Raw genomic sequence first — 18,408 nt, 5'->3', positions numbered from 1 at the left:
ATATATTTATCCACTAGGGGGGCCTATTATAGGCTGAGATCAAATGGGAATTTGAGACTCTTAGTACCTGATCTGGTTAATGCCAGCGTAGGGAAGTGGGAAAGACATTGTTATTTTATGAATAAATACTGTCAATTTCACTTTCTTTACGTCTGTAAAGAAAGTTTTTTTGTTTTACAGATTTAATAATGGTGGGTAAATACTTAAATTTCATACATAATTGGAGGGATTTACATGACTTTTTCACAATCATTACGTAAAGAAGTAGACTCAATTTGGGAAGCTAGTTTTCATCATCCTTTTGTAAAAAAACTCGGTGAAGGAACGTTAGATTTAGCTAATTTTCGCTATTACGTGCTTCAAGATTCATATTATTTAAGTCACTTTGCTAGAGTACAAACTTTAGGAGCTGCAAAAGCACTGGAATTAGAAACGACAGCTCGTATGGCACACCATGCTCAAAATACATATGAAGCGGAATTATCTTTACATGAGAATTTTGCGAAGAAATTAGGGATAACACAAGAAGAAAAAGATAATTTTATCCCTGCTCCAACTGCATATGCGTACACTTCACATATGTATCGTGCTGCGTATGAAGGACATTTAGGCGATGTTATTGCAGCAATTTTACCTTGTTATTGGTTGTATTATGAAATTGGTGAGCGTTTAAAAGACTGTAAGCCAGAAGAGCCAATTTATAAGGAATGGATTTCTGCTTATGGATCCGATTGGTTCCGAACATTAGTTGAAGAGCAAATTACAAGGTTAGATACTATCGCTGAACAAGTAACAGAGGCAGACCGTAAACGAATGAGACAACATTTTATTATTAGCAGTCAATATGAATATTCATTTTGGGAAATGGCTTATACTTTAGAAAAGTGGCCGGTAAGTACAAAAGAGAAAAACGTAATAGGATAAAGAGAAGAGGTATTGCTATTCACAGGTATGAATCATACTTATGTATATGATTTAACAAAAGAAGTATCGCAAAAAGGCGCATCAATCTAAATGCGTCTTTTTTTATTTATAAAAATGAACCCGTGGAAAAATAGGTACATGAACAAGGTGCATCATCTAGTGATAGGTCATATTTTGTAGGTGTATGTATTGAACTTAGTTTATCCCGCGTTAACGGACAGTAAAACTCCCACCTCAAAATTCAGTTGGAGCAAAGAAGTTAGGTGGGAGTCGGGCTGTCCGTAAACGTCCGATTGGTTCAACTAATAATCAGTGGTTGATGAACAAAACCCCCACTGATTAACGTTTCACTTTATAGCGCTATTTCTACTTAGGAAATATAGGAAAGCGTCAAAAGGTTAAAAGTTAATAAACGGAGGTCATGAAAATGAATCAGTTTCAACAAGAACTACAAGCGTTAAGCCTTAATGATTACCAGTCTGGAAATGTTGTGTATTGGGACCAGCAAAACCAATATCCATATTACTATATTGAAGATGCTGCTCGTCGTTGTGGTGGCTGTGGTCGTTGTGGAGGTCGTTGCGGTGGATTCCGTTGTTTTGGTTGCTTCGGTTGTTTTGGTTGTTTTAGTTGTGGCGGTTGTGGCAGCTGTGGTAGTTGCTCTAATTGTTTTAATGGTACTTCTGACGCTATTGTAATATATGAATACTGACTATGAATATTCATATAAAATATTAGCTTTATACATGTACATGCCGGCAAAGAATATAGTGCCATCGCTAGTGGATATATTCAATCATTCAATCGTACCTTACTCTTTGTTCATATAGTATAGGATTGTTAGCGGAAATCTAAGACTCTTTATATTGAGAAATCAAAAAGAATCATCTTAAAGAGTCTTATCTTTTTTCATATATTAAAGAGAAGGTAGCAAAAGTTAACGACTCTTTAATGTGTGAAGGGAATAAGAAACTGTATTTTGTTTCTGAGCCAACATCAGATACACAACTTAATGCAATTAAAGGATACCTTGACCGTAAAGGTTGATGGTATGAGGTTAAGTAAAATATTCTATGTAACAGCTAATGAGGCCTATGTAAATATATATTAATTTAGTAACAGCATGACAAAGAAACCGATTCCTATAAAAGAGAGTCGGTTTCTTATAATTATTATGTCAAAGTTTAATGCTGATATCTATTAAACAATAAACTCGAAATATTCCGGGAAATCAATGTTATTCATATTCTCTATACCACCATTTTCCTCTATATGAGCATATATTTTATGAACGCATTTATATAACAAGGCCACATGTTTCTCAGGCATATCATCTAGTAAAATAAATGCTTCGACACGGTTAGTTGCATTCTTTGCAACTTTAAAATTCCATCTACTATAAAGCTCTGGATTTAACATACAAGATTCGGTATCTGGACCAAAACTGTAAATCACATTTTCTTTATCCTCATTTTCTTTTATGATTGCTATTAGTGGATATCTCCCCATTGTTCTCAACACTCCTTAATCAAAAACTTTATCAAGAGGAACTTTTAAATGCTTATCAAAAGGTATCATTGGCTCGGTAGATGCAGGTTTAGCATTTACGATTGATGCGAAAGTAACTGTCTACACAAAAGAAAAGCAAAGGGAAAACATACTATGTAACAACTAATGAAGCCTATGTACATGTGAAGTAGGAAGAGAGTCTGCTTATATTGAGCAGACTCTCTCTTTGTTTAAAAAGATTAAATATAATAATCCGGATTTTCAACCATTTTATTTATAAATTCCTCTAAAGAATCCGCTATTTTTGTAGAACTCGAGTAAATAGGACATTGGTCTAATTCATTTTCTTCTTTGAATTTAATTGTTAAAAAATTTAATTCTGTTACTTCAAAGAAAACCAGCGATTCTTCATCATCAACACCATCTATATTGGGATTGTATTCATAAATATCTTCCCTTAAACGAAAATCAGAAACCGAAAATGGGTCCATAAATCTATTAAAAAAGAACCTATCTGATGCTTCTAAAAAACCATAACCAATTTCCTTGTAAAAATCTTTTAATTCTTTAGGGAATTTCATTTTTAACAACTCTTCTGCTTCTTCTATTTCCTCACTTTTTAAAGGATAGAAAATAGGTGTTTGGTCAGATTTTACACTTTCATTAGCTACAACATACTTTTTCAAAAAATCAAACATAGCTTTCGTTACCTCCGTTAATTACTTTTTAAAAATTTCTCTTGAGATACTGTCCTTAGCGTGTATACCACCTTGATGTTCATCAGGGTATTTAGCTGGGTGCATATTCCACCATTCATGTTCTCTGCCATGTGCATTTTCAATAAAATGATGTGCATCAAATGGCTTATCAATTCTCCGTGATACTTTACCTCTTCTAGAAATAAATTCCTCCGTATATGTAGGCCATGTTTGGCCTGTTTCTTTTTCCCATTCAGCTATCAGCTTATTTTTTATAGTATTGAACTCAGCCCTTCTTTGATCTACTTCTTCTTTGCTTAATCGTTCATAAGCAATCTTTTCTAAAGCTTCCTGAAGCAATTCTCTTTGATTTTCAGGGATTTTTCTGTTTGTTATTTCTTCTACTTGGCTAAGATATTCTTGGAATCTAGGTGTATTTAAATTACCAGGGGCAGTAAACATAAATGTATTACGTGCATCTTCTAAAGAATTAAAAGAAGTTTTTGGAATATCTCTAAACTCACTAACGCTAGCATATGCAAAGCGATCTCCCATTTGCAATTTATTCGTAAAATGCGAAATACCTTCTGAGAATTTTGCTACACTCGCACCCTTTGCGAGTGTAGTGACTTTGCTTATTCCTTTATCACCAATAAGTCCTAAACCAACTTGAGTTAAAGCATAACTTCCCCATTTTGCACGACTTTCTGCGTCACCATTTATTACATCATTAATAAATGAATCTGACAATACATGTGACAGAGTCTGACCGCAAAGGAATGAAAAAGCATTTTATTATTAGCAGTCAATATGAATATTCATTTTGGGAAATGACTTATACATTAGAGCAGTGGTCAGTGAATAAAGAAGCGAAAAAGGTAATAGGATAGTGAAAAGAGGATTTGATATACATATGTATGGTCAATACCTCTTTTATAATCTTTTGTAAAATTATTGTAAATCCCAAATACAATACGTGACTAATATTGTATAATCTTAATATATTATGTTTGTTATATAAAAGGAGGGATATGTATGAAAATTTCTTTTAACTTTTATCAGAGTCATGTCATTAATATATAAGTCGGATAAGCGGTATTTGCTATTCTTTTAAATAATTAAATTATGTGATAATACTTTAGTTTTTTTGTGATCAAGAAAAATGAAGAAAGGAAGTAATCATTTTATGGAAAAATTAAAGTTGTTAACATTTGAAAATATAATAGAACCTCTTTTAAACGAAAGCGTATCATTTATATATTTTCCTATTGAATGGCTCGATATTGTAGAGATACATTATAAGACATTTTTATTAACGAGTAAGTTGAAACGATTGAATGAAAGATTATATGATATGTTTTCTGATATATTATTTATTCAGCATAATCCATATGTACTAAATGAAAATACACCATGGATTGTATGTAAAGAACCTATTAGAAAAGAACAACTTGATTATATTTTTCAAAGTTGGTATGAGATTATTCATGATTGGAAACCTAATAAATTAATAGAATCGCCAAAATATGAATGGCATTATGATTTAATTTCTAATTTAACAGTACTACATGATAAGGAAGTATATTCTAAATGGGTGCCCGCTTTAATTTCACATATTTTTTGTGAACGTCCTGTACAATTAGAAAATATAAATGAAGAAGATATATATTTTTCTCCTCTTAGATCACAAAATATTTGTGAGGCGATGTCAGAGCCTATTAAAGATGAAAAAACACAAGACTATTTCGCCTATGTATTTCGGTTCGAATATATAACGCGAGGAGGAGAGAACATTCCATTATTAAATGTTTCAATAGGAATTCGGAGGTTTTATCAAGAATATAACCATCCAGACATTCCTTTGCTATTAAGACGAAAACGGGGCATGATATTAATTTCTACTCCAGAATTTGCATCGAATAATAAGAAATTACGATTTGTAAAACTAAAAGTTCAGCAGGCTACAAACGGCATCAAATGGATTAAGATATTTAGAAATTTAAAAGATGATTTTCGTATAGGTGGAGAAGTTGAATTAGATCATATTCTTCAATATCCGAAAGATTATATGCTAGGAGCAAATCTTAGGGTACTTCTTCCATACAATGAGAGAATATATAAAGTTCAAGGTACTAAAATAAGATCTGGTATAAAAGCAAAAGAAAGAGAGTATCTATTTAAAGGGTTTCAGCAAAAATTTTCTTATTTCACATTACTACCGGGATGTAAAAAGATGGAAATAGGCAATGAGAAAGAAGTATTCCCTTTAATTGCACCAAAAGGATTAGAGACTATAACGCTAGAAATATGGTCTGAAAAAATATCGCTGGGAGTAGAACAAGCGTTATTTGAAAGTGAAATGGTGTTAGCTCAAATTAGTGAGTCATCATATATATTAAATGCAGATTCTCCAGTGTTGTTAAAAATAGTAAGATGTAATATTGAAAAGGTATTGCAAAATCCATATAAAATGCAATATTGCCAGAAGTATAAAACGAATTTAGTAGAGGATGTTATGAAAGCGGTTTATGCTACTGCAGGTGAGCGTAATGATGCGACATTGGCGTTAATTGCAATGAAAAATTGTGATGGACGTGAAAAAATTGATCCAAAGCAAATTGTTAGAGAAGGATTTGCACGAACAAACAGTATTTCAGCATTTATTAATTTATTTATAGGCCAAAGTGTGTCTCGTAAAACGATTATAAATGGTATTTTGAGTTTATTAGAACAAAAAGGATTTTTAAAACGTAGTTGGAATAAGATAAATTTACCTTGTACATATGTTAATTTATCAATTGAACGAATCTCAAAATTTGATTTCTTACCCATTTTTTCAAAAATAAAAGGAAAAGAAATTTCATATAAATTATATGGGAATATAGAGTGGCAAACGATTGATCGTTTATTAATAAATGTAGATAAACATAACACCTTTTTACCGCAGCCTTCAAAAAGAAATGATATGGGCATTCAATTTAAACAATTTGTTTCTAAAACATTAGCGGAAATTTTACAACCTGCAAAAGAGCAAAATGAGCAAGTATACTTCATTATAGATGCGAATGTAAGAAAACATTGGATAAAAGAGTTACAAAATGAAAAAATTGATATAGATACTTTCCCTGACATTGTTCCAGATGTGCTAAAGGTTCCAAACTTAAATGCTGTAAGAATAAATACATCTTTTGATGTACCCAAATACGGTGTGATAGAATGTGATGACGTATTAGATAGTACGAGTTTATATATAGATCAAAAGGGAATGTATTATAGCACTGGTGAATACCTGTGTAATGATAGTGAAACATTGCATCGATATATACTTGAAATATTACCTTTAGGTGTAAAAGCTGTTGAAAGGAACTATATTGCCAAAATGGTACATTACATGTGCTGTAATTCAAGTATGCTTTTGGAAAAGAATATACACATGCCATATTCTATGCATATGGCGAAAGTAATAAAGAGCTATATGACTGATATAGATGCAAGAGAGTTTAAAGAGTTTGATGATGAATTGGATGTAGATATTATAAAAATAGAAAAGAAAGATTCAATTATTCTATTGTAAATAATAATAAACAAATCCTGCTCATTATATCGATCAGGATTTGTCATTTTTTCATGTAAATAAGGATATCTTTTGTCATGTATCTTCTCTTTTATATATTTACTTTATTTCCATACAGGATTAAGATGTTTTTTAGAAATGAAAAACTACACTATGTAGAAAAGCAATATGAATGAATTCAAAAGAAATTTGAAAGGAATGAGGAATTGTGAAGAAATTAGATGTGCTATTCATGCTATTGAGCGGCCTCTTTCCAGTTGCAGGAATTTTAAAGCAAATCCCACTAGAACAATCTTTATATATTGGAGGCCTTTTATTTTTCACCAGTTTCGGTAGTTATTTTGCGAAAAAAATATATTCACGTATATGTAGCTGGATAGCATATGCGCCATTTATTACACTATTGTTAGTTATTTGGCATCAAGATATTTCAACAAGTTCAATCATAGCGAATGCGAAAATCGCTGCTTGTATCGCTTTAATCCCATGTTTATTCCGTTTTCGTACATATGGGCTTACTTTCGGTTTATTCGCATTATGGGCCGCTTTACTATGGGATATTAAAGAAGTGCAATCGTTAGTCATACTTGAACGTATGTCGAGTTTAATGACAAGTAATTTCAAATATCTTATGCTTTTAGTTGGTGGACTTATATTAGGTGGATTAATTACTATGTTAATTCACCGCAGAGAGAAAGATGATAATAAAGAAAATATAAATCTATTTAAACAAAAAAAGAAACGGAAAAAATTATCCTTTAAGATTCCACTTCCAAGATTACCGAAATTTAGGATGCAATTATTTAAGTTTGGTGGAAAAGTATCAAAACGAAAAACGCCAGAAAAAATACGTGAGCAAAATTACGAAGAACCGGCTCCAGCTGCAACATATGAACTGAAAGAGCAAATACATCAATATAAAGAAGGTACTGTTCAAGGACAAACAAGGATGGAACGTCGTAGAAATAGGTATAATGCATAAGAAATTTTAGTAAGCCTTTAATGAGTTATCATTGAAGGCTTTTTTGTAATTACATATTGATTGCTAATGAGAAATTTATCCCGCTTTAATGGGCAGTAAGACCCCCACTGATTAAAGTTTCACTTTATAGCATACCTTAAAGTTAAGGACTTAAATAAAATAATGGGAGGACAAAATGCTTATTATTACATATATTTCTGTCTGTATATTATTTTTAGTTAGCTTTTTACATGTTTACTGGGCTTTCGGAGGTAAGTGGGCGACAAATAGTGTCATTCCAACAAAAGCTGGAGAAAAGGCATTTACACCAGGTACAGGGATGACTTTGTTCATTGCGTTATTACTAAGTATGGCCGCAATAATTTTATTACAACAAACAAATATTATTCATTTCGCATTTCCTAATATTATTGTTCAAATGGGATCCTGGGTTTGTATGGTTGTTTTTTTTATAAGAGTAATAGGTGAATTTCATTATTTTGGTATCTTCAAACGAAAAAAAGATACGCGTTTTGCTAGAATGGATACTGTTTTATTTATACCACTTTGTGCATTTCTATCTTTATCATTTTTACTCGCAATTATAATGTGAATAAAAAATAGTATCAGCTTTTTTCATATTAAATATAAACGTAAATTGGCAAGTGTAAAAGTGTAAAATCTAGTATTAAATAAAAAGGATGTAAGCGCCTTTTTATCGAATTATAGATTATTATGAAAGGCGGGTGCACGATGAAGTATGTAAAAGTCAGTATGAATGGCGGAAGTGAACATAAATTCTCGATGACTTTAGAACGGTTTGAAGAACTTATTACAACAGAGAATGGACTATTAGAAAATAAATTAGTTAGTATTGAAAATGTAATGATTAATCCTACTAATATATCTTCTGTAGTTGAAAAAATTGGTGTACCGGCAAAGTTTATGGAAGCTTAAAAATCGGTACATAAAAAAACATCCACGGGGGATGTTTTTTTATGTATAAATATGTTAATTGTACAAGGAATTTATGAGGAGAATTTATAGTGATACTTCGTACATGCACAAAAAATAAGTACAAGCATATATTAGATAGTGGGACAAGACCTTCGTGTCCTACTTAATACTCAGAAAAACCTCTATCACATGAGAGCATCTAATTGCAGGGTGCTCTTTTTTTATCCCACTTTATCCGGATCTTTAACTTTTAATTTTAAACATATCTTTGATGCTCATAAATATTAAAAATAAAATAATAGCAAAAATTAAGTTAGATAAATAGAAATCTTGATGAAATATTAATTCAAAGATGACATCAAAAGCAAATAAAAAGGCGATTGTAGGTAATATACAAATAAATATAAATCTCCAATTTTTTAGATAATGTTTATAATTAGGAAATACTTTCTCCATAAACATAGCTCCTATATTTTTTATTTTCTATATAATTATACATTTAAATAAAAGGATTTACAAAAGGTTATTTAGCAATCTTTCTAATACATGATTTGACTAAAAAACTTTTAAAGAGTAACACTTAAATGATACACTATAATCCACGTTATTTTTGAAATGAATTGAGGGGTTTACATGATAGATAAAATTAAAAATGCTGTAGAGGATATGCACGAAGATGAAGCAAAACATTTACTTCAAAGTATTCTAATCCAATTAAATTTATTAAAAGAAAACTATAGTGAAGATACTATTAAAAATTTGATGGATATTCCTAAGCAACTAACGAGTAATACATCTTATAAAAGAAATGTAAAAGAAGTCTCACACGTACATATTGCATTTGATGATTCAACAGCTGGATGTTTAAAGCATATGCTTGGTCAAGAAGAACGATTGGAAGAGATGGTTGTTGCTTTTTCTGAATTCTTTTCAATTGGGCCGATAAATAAGTTACATATGAATGAAGGGCAACTAGCAAGACAGGAATGGTTAGTAAACAACTTAAATGCTTATGAAAATTATTTTGAAGAAGAGTATTTACCAAGGTTTTTAGAAACTATGGAAGAACTATACGCTATTCCTAGTGAAACGCCTATTACAATTTGGAAAGCCGATAACGCACATGAACATGTAGGTCTATGTTTTGTAATGGCGCAATTAAAAGATAAGAAAAATATTCGCGTTATGAATACATCTGAAGCAAGTAAAGAAATATTAAAACTAGAGTATGTTATTCGTGGAACAGGAGAGTTACCACCTGAAAGTTTAGCTCTAATTCAAAAAAGTTTTGTAAAATTGCCGTATTTAACTGTAGAGAATCGTCTGCAGTTTGAACATGAGTGGGATAGTCTCTCGAAAAGTACGGGATTTTTAAGAGTTTGGACAGACAATGAAGTGCGTTCTGTACAAGAAAATTATTTTGATCAATTTATTATTGAATGTGCGAAAAGTATAGGTGCTGATCAAGAATTCCTAAAAGCTCCTAGAGTAATTGGTGAAGCACTTGGTCTTGTAGAGCAATCAGTTGGCGATACGTTTTTAGAATATCGCTTAAAGGAATTAATTAAACAAGAAGTATTTGAATTTGAAGGTTCATTAGATGAAATGCGTTTCTATAGTGTGAAATTAAGAAAATAATACATCTATTCTGTTTATGAAGAAGCTCGTATTTTTAAATACGAGCTTTATTTTTTGTTGAATTTAGGCTATACATAAGCTTCCCAGAGAGGGCATATCACATATGAATGGTAAAGGCAATGAATGAAAAGAAGGTGATTTATTAATATGTATTACCAGCAAAATTATCCATATGATCAAGCGATGTATTATAATCCACAAAACTACGGGTATGAACCTACAAATGAAGTGAGAGATATTGAACAAGAAGATTACAGACCAGATGATGCGGAAGATGCTCCAACGTCACCACCTCCGTCACAAGCGCCGTCGTTACCGTCTACATTTGCTTCTCCTGCACAACCAGGTAATATGAAATCATGGTTGTGTAACTGTCTAGGAAGATGGGGCTATTTACGCTTACATCGTCCTGGTCCTTTTGGAAGGGATTTATGGTTCTTCCCGACTGAAGTGAGAAGAAATGGAGTATCAGGTTACACGTGGCAAGGTGGTCGTCGTCGTAAAGTAAGTTATCGCTATCAACAAATTAGTAATTTTATGTGCTTCGCATAAAGAAAAGTGAGAGAGTAGAAAGATTTTACTCCCTCACTTTTTTATTTTTCAATATACGAAGTAAGGTTTTGATTAAAAAGTTACAATTTTCACGTTTTTATTAGCGTATAATGCATATGTTGGTTGTTTTTTTAAAACAAATGAGAGTGAGGGAATACAATGTCAATGAAAAATAAAGTTGGGCTAAGAATAGAGGATGGCATCAATTTAGCTTCAGCTCAGTTTAAAGAAGATGCATATGAAATTTATAAAGAATCTCGTAAAATGCAACCTATCTTATTTGTGAATAAAACTGAATTAGGTGCAGAGTGGCTTATTACAAGATATGAAGATGCTTTACCACTATTAAAAGATAATCGCTTAAAAAAAGATCCGGCCAATGTGTTTTCTCAAGATACATTGAATGTGTTTCTTACTGTTGACAATAGTGATTATTTAACGACGCACATGTTAAATTCAGATCCACCTAATCACAATCGTTTACGATCACTCGTACAAAAAGCTTTTACACCGAAGATGATCGCGCAATTGGAAGGAAGAATTCAGTATATCGCAGATGATTTATTAAACGAAGTTGAGCGAAAAGGTTCATTAAACCTTGTGGATGATTATTCATTTCCTTTACCGATCATTGTGATAAGTGAAATGCTTGGCATTCCAAAAGAGGATCAAGCGAAATTCAGAATTTGGTCTCATGCTGTCATTGCTTATCCAGAAACACCAGAAGAAATAAAAGAAACTGAAAAGCACCTATCTGAGTTTATTACATACCTTCAATATTTAGTTGATATGAAACGAAAAGAGCCGAAAGAAGACTTGGTTAGTGCTTTAATACTTGCAGAGAGTGAAGGGTATAAGCTTAGCGCCCGAGAACTATATTCGATGATCATGTTACTAATTGTGGCGGGACACGAAACAACGGTAAATTTAATAACAAATACGGTATTAGCGCTTCTCGAAAATCCGAACCAATTACAGTTATTAAAAGAAAATCCAAAATTAATTGATGCTGCTATTGAGGAAGGATTACGATATTATTCCCCGGTTGAGGTTACAACTTCAAGATGGGCAGATGAACCTTTTCAAATTCATGACCAAACAATTGAAAAAGGAGATATGGTTGTCATTGCCTTAGCTTCTGCAAACCGTGATGAAACAGTATTTGAGAATCCGGAAGTTTACGATATTACTCGCGAGAACAATCGCCATATTGCCTTTGGACATGGTAGCCATTTCTGCCTAGGCGCTCCACTTGCTAGGTTGGAAGCAAAAATTGCTATTACTACTTTGTTTGAGAGAATGCCAAAACTACAAATAAAAGGGAATCGTGAAGACATTAAATGGCAAGGTAATTATTTAATGCGTTCTTTAGAGGAATTACCATTAACATTCTAGAATATTTATTGTAAGACATGCATACATAGAAAATGATTTACATAGAGTATGTATGTGTAATTTAAATTCGAAACGGAAGGGTGAAAACATCTCAATGATCAACTAATTCTATTTGTAAGAGATCTTCGTTAAAAAACGAAATATTCTTCTGAATAGGATTAGTCTGTACATTTATAGAAAAGGGATGTATTTCGCCCTGCGAAAATATAGTCTTTTCATATGATTTGTGCTGCCTCCTGTTCAGAACATGAAATAGGGGGCTTTTTTATGTCGACAAATGTAGAAACGAAACAAAATAATGGGGTATCACAAGTATTAAAAAACCGGTTTGTACAGGGGATTCTAGCATCAGCATTATTTTTACAAATTGGAATATGGGTTCGGAACTTTGCGGTATTACTATATGTAATGGAAATGACAAAGGGTGATGCTTTTGCTATTTCGATGATTTCAGTGGCGGAGTTTGCTCCAATTTTCATCTTTTCCTTTATTGGTGGAACGTTTGCTGATAGGTGGAAGCCGAAGAAGACAATGGTATGGTGTGAAACGTTAAGTTCTATTTCGGTATTTGCTGTATTAATTACTCTAATGTTTGGAACGTGGAAAATCGTATTTTTTGTAACGCTTATTTCTGCAATCCTTTCGCAGTTTTCTCAACCATCTGGAATGAAATTATTTAAACAGCATTTATCGGCAGAACAAATTCAATTAGCGATGTCTATTTATCAAACAATATTTGCGATATTTATGGTGTTAGGGCCGATTCTTGGAACATTTATTTTTCATAGTTTTGGAATTTATATTTCAATCATTATTACAGGTATCGCTTTTTTACTTGCAGCAGTTGTGTTGTTATTTCTTCCGAAAGATCTTGAGAATGATAATGAGAAAAAAGAAATCACTTTATTACAGGAAATGCTTGATGGTATTAAATATGTGAAAAAGAAAAAAGCATTAACTTTGCTAGGGCTTTGTTTTATGGCAGCAGGACTAGGAATTGGTTTAATTCAGCCGTTAGGTATTTTTATTGTAACTGAGCAGTTAGGATTATCAAAAGAGAGTTTACAATGGTTACTAACAGTAAATGGTGCAGGAATGATTGTTGGTGGTGCTTTAGCGATGGTGTTTGCAAAAAACGTTGCGCCGCAAAAGATGTTAATTATCGGTATGCTTGGTCAGGCAATCGGTATTGGTATTATAGGTTATTCGACAAATTTATGGGTAACACTTACAGCACAACTTTTTAGTGGGTTAGCTCTTCCATGTATCCAAATAGGTATTAATACGCTCATTATTCAAAATAGTGATACAGATTTTATTGGTCGTGTAAATGGCATTTTAAGTCCGCTATTCACTGGTTCAATGGTAGTAACAAAGAGTATTGCTGGTTCATTAAAAGAAATGTTCTCATTAAGTACGATGTACGAAGGCACAGCTTTACTATTTATAATTGGATTATTATTTATTTTACCTATATACAATTTAAAGCCAGTAATAGCGGTAGAAAGTGAAATAAACGGTAAAGGAAGTGCTGTGCAACATGAATCCTAATCCAAATGTTAAATATCCTATTGAAGGAAATAAAAATGTTCACTTTATAAAAAATACAATAACGAAAGCTAATATACTAGCCGGAAACTATTCATATTATGATGCGAAAGATGGAGAAACATTTGAAGATCGAGTATTACATCATTATGAATTTCTTGGTGATCACCTTATCATTGGAAAGTTTTGTTGTATTGCAAATGGAGTTACCTTTATTATGAACGGAGCGAATCATCGGATGGATGGATTTTCGGCATATCCATTTAATATATTTGGAAATGGGTGGGAGAAGCATACACCTAGTTTGTCTGATCTACCTTACAAAGGGGATACAGTCATAGGTAATGATGTTTGGATTGGTATGGATGCAACAATTATGCCCGGAATCAAAATAGGAGATGGTGCAATCATTGCAGCTAAATCTGTTGTGACTAGAGACGTTGCACCATATACAATTGTTGGTGGAAACCCCGCGAATAAAATAAAGGAACGATTTACAAATACAATAATAGAGGAATTACTGCAAATTCAATGGTGGCATTTTGATATTGAAAAAATAACTGAAAATATAGATGCCATTGTACAAGGGCATATAGAGCCATTAAGAAAGCTAAAAATGGAATAAAAAATGCATAACAAAGAGTATCATACCTCCGAATTTTGTTAATGATAATAGAACGAGGAGGTGTGATACTATGGCACAAGACGTTTTATGTGAAGTAAACAATTGTAAATTTTGGGCTAACGGTAATAAATGTAGCGCAGACGCAATTTATGTAGTAAGTCATAAAGGAAAACAAGCATCGACTACAGAAGAAACAGATTGCAAAACTTTCGATCCGGAAGTATAAATTTTTGAAGGGTAGCCAAATCGTGGTTGCCCTTTTATTAATTATAGTATTGATAATAAATCTCATTTTCATTCACTGTTTTTAACTTTTCTTTTATTTTTTCATATTTTCTTCATCAGTGATGTAATCCAAAGCAATTCATGTTCAATACGTGATTTACTAAATTCAATGACTTCTGTAATAAAAGATGAGCTAGCATCTAAAGATTGAATAGCAGTAAGCTGTTTATGTAGTACGTTTTGGCGTATTGTTAAAATTTCTTTTCTAGCTTCATAATCAAGTTTTTCAAATAGCGCGATACGAACAAGAAATTCTGCGTTGTTTGTCGCGAGTTTTTCGGGAAACTCGCGTAACATTTCAGAAAAAATTTCTTCTCCTGTTTCAGTAATGTCATACATATTTCGGTTTGGTTTTCCGACTTGTGTATGTACCTTTTTCGTTATAGCCCCCATATTCTCAAAACGTCGAAGAGAAGGATAAAGCATATTATGATTTAATTCAAAATTCTCTCCTAACCGATTTTGGATATTTTTCTTTATTTCATACCCATATTTTGGCCCTGACGTCAATTCTGCGAGCAATAAAATATCAACATACATAAAAATCCCCCTTATTTATTTCTCAAGTTCTCCTAGGAAAAATCCCCTTTAGTATATGTTAAAATAACATATGTTAGATTATACAACTTTGAATTACCGACCTATCACTTTTATTGTAAAAGAAAAGGGAGGAAAGGACTATGGCTTCGCCTGAAAATGTGATTTTAGTTCATGAAATTTCAAAGCTGAAAACGAAAGAGGAATTGTGGAATCCGTATGAGTGGTATCAATTTATGAGGGATAATCACCCCGTACATTATGATGAAGAGCAAGATGTTTGGAATGTATTTTTGTATGAGGACGTAAATCGTGTTTTATCAGACTATCGCCTGTTTTCAAGTAGAAGGGAGCGAAGACAATTCTCAATCCCTCCTTTAGAAACTCGAATCAATATTAATTCTACTGATCCACCAGAACATCGCAATGTACGTTCTATCGTTTCTAAAGCATTTACTCCAAGAAGTTTAGAACAATGGAAACCTCGAATACAGGCTATCGCAGATGAACTTGTAAAAGATATTGAAAAGTTTAGTGAAGTTGATATCGTTGAACAGTTTGCTGCCTCTTTACCTGTTACCGTCATATCCGATTTATTAGGAGTGCCAACAACTGACCGCAAAAAAATTAAAGCATGGTCTGATATTTTATTTATGCCGTATAGTAAAGAAAAGTTTAATGATCTGGATGTAGAAAAGGGGATAGCACTAAATGAATTTAAAGCATATCTTCTACCAATCGTTCAGGAAAAGAGATACCATTTAACGGATGATATTATCTCAGATTTAATACGAGCTGAATATGAAGGCGAAAGATTAACTGATGAAGAAATTGTTACTTTTTCATTGGGTTTATTAGCGGCTGGCAATGAAACAACTACAAATTTAATTATTAATAGTTTTTACTGTTTCTTAGTGGATTCACCAGGAACATATAAAGAATTAAGAGAAGAACCTACATTAATTTCAAAAGCAATTGAGGAAGTATTACGCTATCGTTTTCCCATTACATTAGCTAGGAGAATTACAGAGGATACAAATATATTTGGCCCTTTAATGAAAAAGGATCAAATGGTGGTTGCGTGGGTAAGTGCAGTAAATTTAGATGAGAAAAAGTTCTCGCAAGCCTCTAAATTTAATATACACCGAATAGGAAATGAAAAGCATTTAACATTTGGTAAAGGTCCTCACTTTTGCTTAGGGGCACCACTTGCACGTTTAGAAGCTGAGATTGCATTAACTACCTTTATAAATGCTTTTGAAAAGATAGCATTATCTCCATCGTTCAATTTAGAACAATGTATATTGGAAAATGAACAAACTTTGAAATTCTTACCTATCTGCTTAAAAACTCAATAAACTGTTCAGCAAGGTACTACTGTACCTTGTTTTTTATTTCTCAATTGTAAAATTTTAGTGGGTTATTTAGTATGGAAGTGTGTGAATAAGAGTAGAGGAGGATGCTTATGTTAACATGTAATGGAAGTAAGACGTTCCAAACATTTATTAAAGCTGTAACGGATTTAGTAAATAGCAATTTATTAGAAGATCAAATTGTTTGTAGGATTGAAAAATTATTAGAAAAACTTTTAGAAAAGAAAACATGGCTTCCGTTAGAAAAACAGAAGGCGAATTCAGCTCAATATGCACGACACTTGCTATATGAAGATCCTTTAAATCGCTTTGAAGTATTAGCTCTTGTATGGAAAGATGGACAATCGACTCCTTTACATGATCATGATGGCACATGGGGAGTAGAAGGCGTATTTACAGGAAGAATAATGGTGCAGAACTTTATACAAACGAAGCAGCTTGAAAATTCACTTGTTTATTTAACTCATACAGGAAATCTTTATTTGGGAGAAGGAGAAACAGATAAAGTCATTCCACCAGCTGATTGTCATATTCTTGAAATAGCAGAAAATGAAAGCGTTGTCACTATTCATGTTTACGGAAAACGTTTAGAAAAGTTTAAAATATATGTCCCGACTGAAGAAAAGAATGTGTACATGTGTGAGACGAAATATATTAGTTATAGTTCATAGTTTAAAATCAGAAGCTTTTCTTTAAAAAGAAAAGCTTCTGATTTTATTTTTAATTATTTCTTGACCTGAAACGCTTTTCATAAATTATAAATAAGGAGTACTTCACGAAATCAGTATGAAAACGATACCTTTCGTTTAATATAAATTCGTGTATATATAGAAAGTGGTGAAGAAATAATGAAATTAATCGCAATTGATTTAGATGGAACCCTTCTTTCGGGGAATAAAATGATTAGTAAAGAGAATGCAGAAGCGATTCGAAAATGCCAGGAAGCGGGCCATGTTGTAGCAATTTGTACAGGACGTTCTATAGTTGACATTGAACGATTGTTGCTAGAAGTGAATTTAGAGTGTCCAATTATCGCTGAAAATGGTGCGCTTATATATAAAGATAAAAAAATGATGAAACGATATCCAATTCAAAATATGCAAGCACTTGAGATTGTGAACTATCTTGAAGAGAATGGTTTATATTATCAGCTTTATACTGACAAAGGTGTGTACGTACCAGATTATGGAGTAGAGAGTGTACGTAATGAAATAGAATATGTGAAGAATTCAAAAGAAAATTTCGACATGAAAGAATTAGAAACGATTGCAGCATTATACCTTGAACATACAGCATTTCTTAGTGCAGAAAGTTGTAAACCAATTGTAGAAACAGATATACATGTGCATAAGCTTTTACCATTTTCTTATGACATGGAAAAATTAAAAAAGTTAAAAGAAACGTTTCTGCATAATACGGATTTAGCAATTACATCTTCATATTGGCATAATTTAGAGATTAATCATCGAGACGCTCAAAAAGGAAATGGACTATATACTTTAGCGGAACATTTAAATATTCCAGTTGAAAATACTGTAGCGATAGGTGATGGGCTAAACGATGTATCCATGATGGAAAAAGCAAACCTATCAATTGCAATGGGGAACGCAGTCGAAGAAATAAAAGCGATGTGTCAATATGAAACTTTGACTAATGAAGAACATGGTGTTGCACATGCTTTATATAAATATGTAATGTAATATAAAAAGAAAAAAAGAATCTAAATAGATTCTTTTTTTCTTTTTATTAGGGGTAAGGTATTCTATGAGATTCATAGAAGCCTTATTACATTTTATTATATAGAATATATTGGAATAAATGTTTATATTTTT

The 18,408-nt window shown here is 32.3% G+C and carries 20 protein-coding genes, 3 pseudogenes and 1 riboswitch; of the genes and pseudogenes, 18 read left to right on the top strand and 5 right to left on the bottom strand.

The genetic code is table 11. The features are described 5' to 3' along the window. Window positions 1-5: 5 nt before the first annotated feature. A riboswitch (TPP riboswitch) is annotated at window positions 6-111 on the top strand. A gap of 123 nt (window positions 112-234) precedes the next feature. From tenA to QCI73_RS14555, 3 genes are all read left to right on the top strand, one after another. Continuing rightward, complete coding sequence (gene tenA, locus QCI73_RS14565; protein ID WP_353823221.1) at window positions 235-924, top strand: thiaminase II; 690 nt, start codon at window positions 235-237, stop codon at window positions 922-924. 427 nt (window positions 925-1,351) lie between these two features. Continuing rightward, entirely contained in the window at window positions 1,352-1,636 is a 285-nt protein-coding gene (locus tag QCI73_RS14560) for a heterocycloanthracin/sonorensin family bacteriocin (protein ID WP_353823220.1), read from the top strand. Window positions 1,637-1,875: 239 nt separating this feature from the next. Beyond that, entirely contained in the window at window positions 1,876-1,971 is a 96-nt protein-coding gene (locus QCI73_RS14555; RefSeq protein WP_483299567.1) for an N-acetylmuramoyl-L-alanine amidase C-terminal domain-containing protein, read from the top strand. Between the two features lie 153 nt (window positions 1,972-2,124). Here the strand turns inward: QCI73_RS14555 and QCI73_RS14550 are convergent, their stop codons facing one another. Next, window positions 2,125-2,433, bottom strand: coding sequence for a hypothetical protein (locus QCI73_RS14550; protein ID WP_262721349.1), 309 nt, complete (start codon window positions 2,431-2,433; stop codon window positions 2,125-2,127). A 58-nt stretch (window positions 2,434-2,491) separates the two neighbouring features. Between QCI73_RS14550 and QCI73_RS14545 the strand changes: the two are divergent. Beyond that, window positions 2,492-2,624 (top strand): annotated as a pseudogene (locus QCI73_RS14545) (N-acetylmuramoyl-L-alanine amidase); the annotation flags it as partial. A 48-nt stretch (window positions 2,625-2,672) separates the two neighbouring features. Here QCI73_RS14545 and QCI73_RS14540 read toward each other — a convergent pair. After that, entirely contained in the window at window positions 2,673-3,131 is a 459-nt protein-coding gene (locus QCI73_RS14540; RefSeq protein ID WP_262726372.1) for an SMI1/KNR4 family protein, read from the bottom strand. Between the two features lie 21 nt (window positions 3,132-3,152). Next, window positions 3,153-3,896: pseudogene (locus QCI73_RS14535) on the bottom strand (hypothetical protein); the annotation flags it as partial. Between QCI73_RS14535 and QCI73_RS14530 the strand changes: the two are divergent. The 5 genes and pseudogenes from QCI73_RS14530 to QCI73_RS14510 form a co-directional block, all read left to right on the top strand. Further along, window positions 3,887-4,021: pseudogene (locus QCI73_RS14530) on the top strand (TenA family transcriptional regulator); the annotation flags it as partial. The pseudogenes QCI73_RS14535 and QCI73_RS14530 sit on opposite strands and share 10 nt — an antisense overlap. 296 nt (window positions 4,022-4,317) lie before the next feature. Beyond that, window positions 4,318-6,705: an RNaseH domain-containing protein gene (locus QCI73_RS14525; protein ID WP_353823219.1), complete on the top strand. Its 2,388-nt coding sequence runs from the start codon at window positions 4,318-4,320 to the stop codon at window positions 6,703-6,705. A 208-nt stretch (window positions 6,706-6,913) separates the two neighbouring features. After that, entirely contained in the window at window positions 6,914-7,687 is a 774-nt protein-coding gene (locus QCI73_RS14520; protein WP_327924151.1) for a DUF3959 family protein, read from the top strand. Window positions 7,688-7,862: 175 nt separating this feature from the next. Beyond that, on the top strand, window positions 7,863-8,279 hold the full coding sequence (locus tag QCI73_RS14515) for a DUF3995 domain-containing protein (RefSeq protein ID WP_044792300.1): 417 nt from the start codon (window positions 7,863-7,865) through the stop codon (window positions 8,277-8,279). Between the two features lie 140 nt (window positions 8,280-8,419). Next, window positions 8,420-8,623 (top strand): hypothetical protein, encoded by a 204-nt coding sequence (locus QCI73_RS14510; RefSeq protein WP_000878375.1) that lies wholly within the window; start codon window positions 8,420-8,422, stop codon window positions 8,621-8,623. A 243-nt stretch (window positions 8,624-8,866) separates the two neighbouring features. Here QCI73_RS14510 and QCI73_RS14505 read toward each other — a convergent pair whose 3' ends face one another. Next, the gene (locus QCI73_RS14505) at window positions 8,867-9,079 is read right to left on the bottom strand and encodes a hypothetical protein (protein ID WP_000416564.1); all 213 of its coding nucleotides are present in this window, start codon (window positions 9,077-9,079) and stop codon (window positions 8,867-8,869) included. Window positions 9,080-9,256: 177 nt separating this feature from the next. Here QCI73_RS14505 and QCI73_RS14500 point away from each other — a divergent pair, with 177 nt between their 5' ends. The 6 genes from QCI73_RS14500 to QCI73_RS14475 all read left to right on the top strand — a co-directional run bounded on the left by QCI73_RS14500 (window position 9,257) and on the right by QCI73_RS14475 (window position 14,607). Then, the gene (locus tag QCI73_RS14500; protein ID WP_229136324.1) at window positions 9,257-10,261 is read left to right on the top strand and encodes a DUF1835 domain-containing protein; all 1,005 of its coding nucleotides are present in this window, start codon (window positions 9,257-9,259) and stop codon (window positions 10,259-10,261) included. A 147-nt stretch (window positions 10,262-10,408) separates the two neighbouring features. Then, complete coding sequence (locus QCI73_RS14495) at window positions 10,409-10,813, top strand: hypothetical protein (protein WP_353823218.1); 405 nt, start codon at window positions 10,409-10,411, stop codon at window positions 10,811-10,813. A 159-nt stretch (window positions 10,814-10,972) separates the two neighbouring features. Further along, on the top strand, window positions 10,973-12,208 hold the full coding sequence (cypA, locus tag QCI73_RS14490; RefSeq protein WP_327924148.1) for a cytochrome P450: 1,236 nt from the start codon (window positions 10,973-10,975) through the stop codon (window positions 12,206-12,208). A 267-nt stretch (window positions 12,209-12,475) separates the two neighbouring features. Continuing rightward, window positions 12,476-13,759, top strand: a complete 1,284-nt coding sequence (locus tag QCI73_RS14485; protein WP_353823217.1) for an MFS transporter — start codon at window positions 12,476-12,478, stop codon at window positions 13,757-13,759. After that, window positions 13,749-14,381: a Vat family streptogramin A O-acetyltransferase gene (locus QCI73_RS14480; protein ID WP_262726367.1), complete on the top strand. Its 633-nt coding sequence runs from the start codon at window positions 13,749-13,751 to the stop codon at window positions 14,379-14,381. Before QCI73_RS14485 ends, QCI73_RS14480 begins: the two co-directional genes overlap by 11 nt. Window positions 14,382-14,451: 70 nt before the next feature. Continuing rightward, window positions 14,452-14,607: a DUF1540 domain-containing protein gene (locus QCI73_RS14475; protein WP_000046091.1), complete on the top strand. Its 156-nt coding sequence runs from the start codon at window positions 14,452-14,454 to the stop codon at window positions 14,605-14,607. Between the two features lie 101 nt (window positions 14,608-14,708). Here QCI73_RS14475 and QCI73_RS14470 read toward each other — a convergent pair whose 3' ends face one another. Continuing rightward, entirely contained in the window at window positions 14,709-15,206 is a 498-nt protein-coding gene (locus QCI73_RS14470) for a PadR family transcriptional regulator (RefSeq protein ID WP_062822557.1), read from the bottom strand. Between the two features lie 140 nt (window positions 15,207-15,346). Here QCI73_RS14470 and QCI73_RS14465 point away from each other — a divergent pair, with 140 nt between their 5' ends. The 3 genes from QCI73_RS14465 to QCI73_RS14455 all read left to right on the top strand — a co-directional run bounded on the left by QCI73_RS14465 (window position 15,347) and on the right by QCI73_RS14455 (window position 18,276). Then, entirely contained in the window at window positions 15,347-16,561 is a 1,215-nt protein-coding gene (locus tag QCI73_RS14465) for a cytochrome P450 (RefSeq protein ID WP_353823216.1), read from the top strand. Between the two features lie 107 nt (window positions 16,562-16,668). Further along, window positions 16,669-17,247, top strand: a complete 579-nt coding sequence (locus tag QCI73_RS14460) for a cysteine dioxygenase family protein (RefSeq protein ID WP_074610336.1) — start codon at window positions 16,669-16,671, stop codon at window positions 17,245-17,247. A gap of 177 nt (window positions 17,248-17,424) precedes the next feature. Continuing rightward, window positions 17,425-18,276: a Cof-type HAD-IIB family hydrolase gene (locus QCI73_RS14455; protein WP_327924146.1), complete on the top strand. Its 852-nt coding sequence runs from the start codon at window positions 17,425-17,427 to the stop codon at window positions 18,274-18,276. Window positions 18,277-18,408 lie beyond the last annotated feature (132 nt).

The organism is Bacillus cereus group sp. MG16, from assembly GCF_040459875.1.
GTDB classification, from domain to species: domain Bacteria; phylum Bacillota; class Bacilli; order Bacillales; family Bacillaceae_G; genus Bacillus_A; species Bacillus_A paranthracis.
The sequence above is the reverse complement of the archived record's forward strand: the minus strand, read 5'-3'. Positions and strand labels throughout refer to the sequence as shown.

Excerpts from the sequence above, each read along its gene's own strand:
- tenA (WP_353823221.1), top strand. The coding sequence starts at position 235 with ATGACTTTTTCACAATCATTACGTAAAGAAGTAGACTCAATTTGGGAA.
- QCI73_RS14560 (WP_353823220.1), top strand. The coding sequence starts at position 1,352 with ATGAATCAGTTTCAACAAGAACTACAAGCGTTAAGCCTTAATGATTAC.
- QCI73_RS14555 (WP_483299567.1), top strand. The coding sequence starts at position 1,876 with ATGTGTGAAGGGAATAAGAAACTGTATTTTGTTTCTGAGCCAACATCA.
- QCI73_RS14550 (WP_262721349.1), bottom strand. The coding sequence starts at position 2,433 with ATGGGGAGATATCCACTAATAGCAATCATAAAAGAAAATGAGGATAAA.
- QCI73_RS14540 (WP_262726372.1), bottom strand. The coding sequence starts at position 3,131 with ATGTTTGATTTTTTGAAAAAGTATGTTGTAGCTAATGAAAGTGTAAAA.
- QCI73_RS14525 (WP_353823219.1), top strand. The coding sequence starts at position 4,318 with ATGGAAAAATTAAAGTTGTTAACATTTGAAAATATAATAGAACCTCTT.
- QCI73_RS14515 (WP_044792300.1), top strand. The coding sequence starts at position 7,863 with ATGCTTATTATTACATATATTTCTGTCTGTATATTATTTTTAGTTAGC.
- QCI73_RS14510 (WP_000878375.1), top strand. The coding sequence starts at position 8,420 with ATGAAGTATGTAAAAGTCAGTATGAATGGCGGAAGTGAACATAAATTC.
- QCI73_RS14505 (WP_000416564.1), bottom strand. The coding sequence starts at position 9,079 with ATGGAGAAAGTATTTCCTAATTATAAACATTATCTAAAAAATTGGAGA.
- QCI73_RS14500 (WP_229136324.1), top strand. The coding sequence starts at position 9,257 with ATGATAGATAAAATTAAAAATGCTGTAGAGGATATGCACGAAGATGAA.
- QCI73_RS14495 (WP_353823218.1), top strand. The coding sequence starts at position 10,409 with ATGTATTACCAGCAAAATTATCCATATGATCAAGCGATGTATTATAAT.
- cypA (WP_327924148.1), top strand. The coding sequence starts at position 10,973 with ATGTCAATGAAAAATAAAGTTGGGCTAAGAATAGAGGATGGCATCAAT.
- QCI73_RS14485 (WP_353823217.1), top strand. The coding sequence starts at position 12,476 with ATGTCGACAAATGTAGAAACGAAACAAAATAATGGGGTATCACAAGTA.
- QCI73_RS14480 (WP_262726367.1), top strand. The coding sequence starts at position 13,749 with ATGAATCCTAATCCAAATGTTAAATATCCTATTGAAGGAAATAAAAAT.
- QCI73_RS14475 (WP_000046091.1), top strand. The coding sequence starts at position 14,452 with ATGGCACAAGACGTTTTATGTGAAGTAAACAATTGTAAATTTTGGGCT.
- QCI73_RS14470 (WP_062822557.1), bottom strand. The coding sequence starts at position 15,206 with ATGTATGTTGATATTTTATTGCTCGCAGAATTGACGTCAGGGCCAAAA.
- QCI73_RS14465 (WP_353823216.1), top strand. The coding sequence starts at position 15,347 with ATGGCTTCGCCTGAAAATGTGATTTTAGTTCATGAAATTTCAAAGCTG.
- QCI73_RS14460 (WP_074610336.1), top strand. The coding sequence starts at position 16,669 with ATGTTAACATGTAATGGAAGTAAGACGTTCCAAACATTTATTAAAGCT.
- QCI73_RS14455 (WP_327924146.1), top strand. The coding sequence starts at position 17,425 with ATGAAATTAATCGCAATTGATTTAGATGGAACCCTTCTTTCGGGGAAT.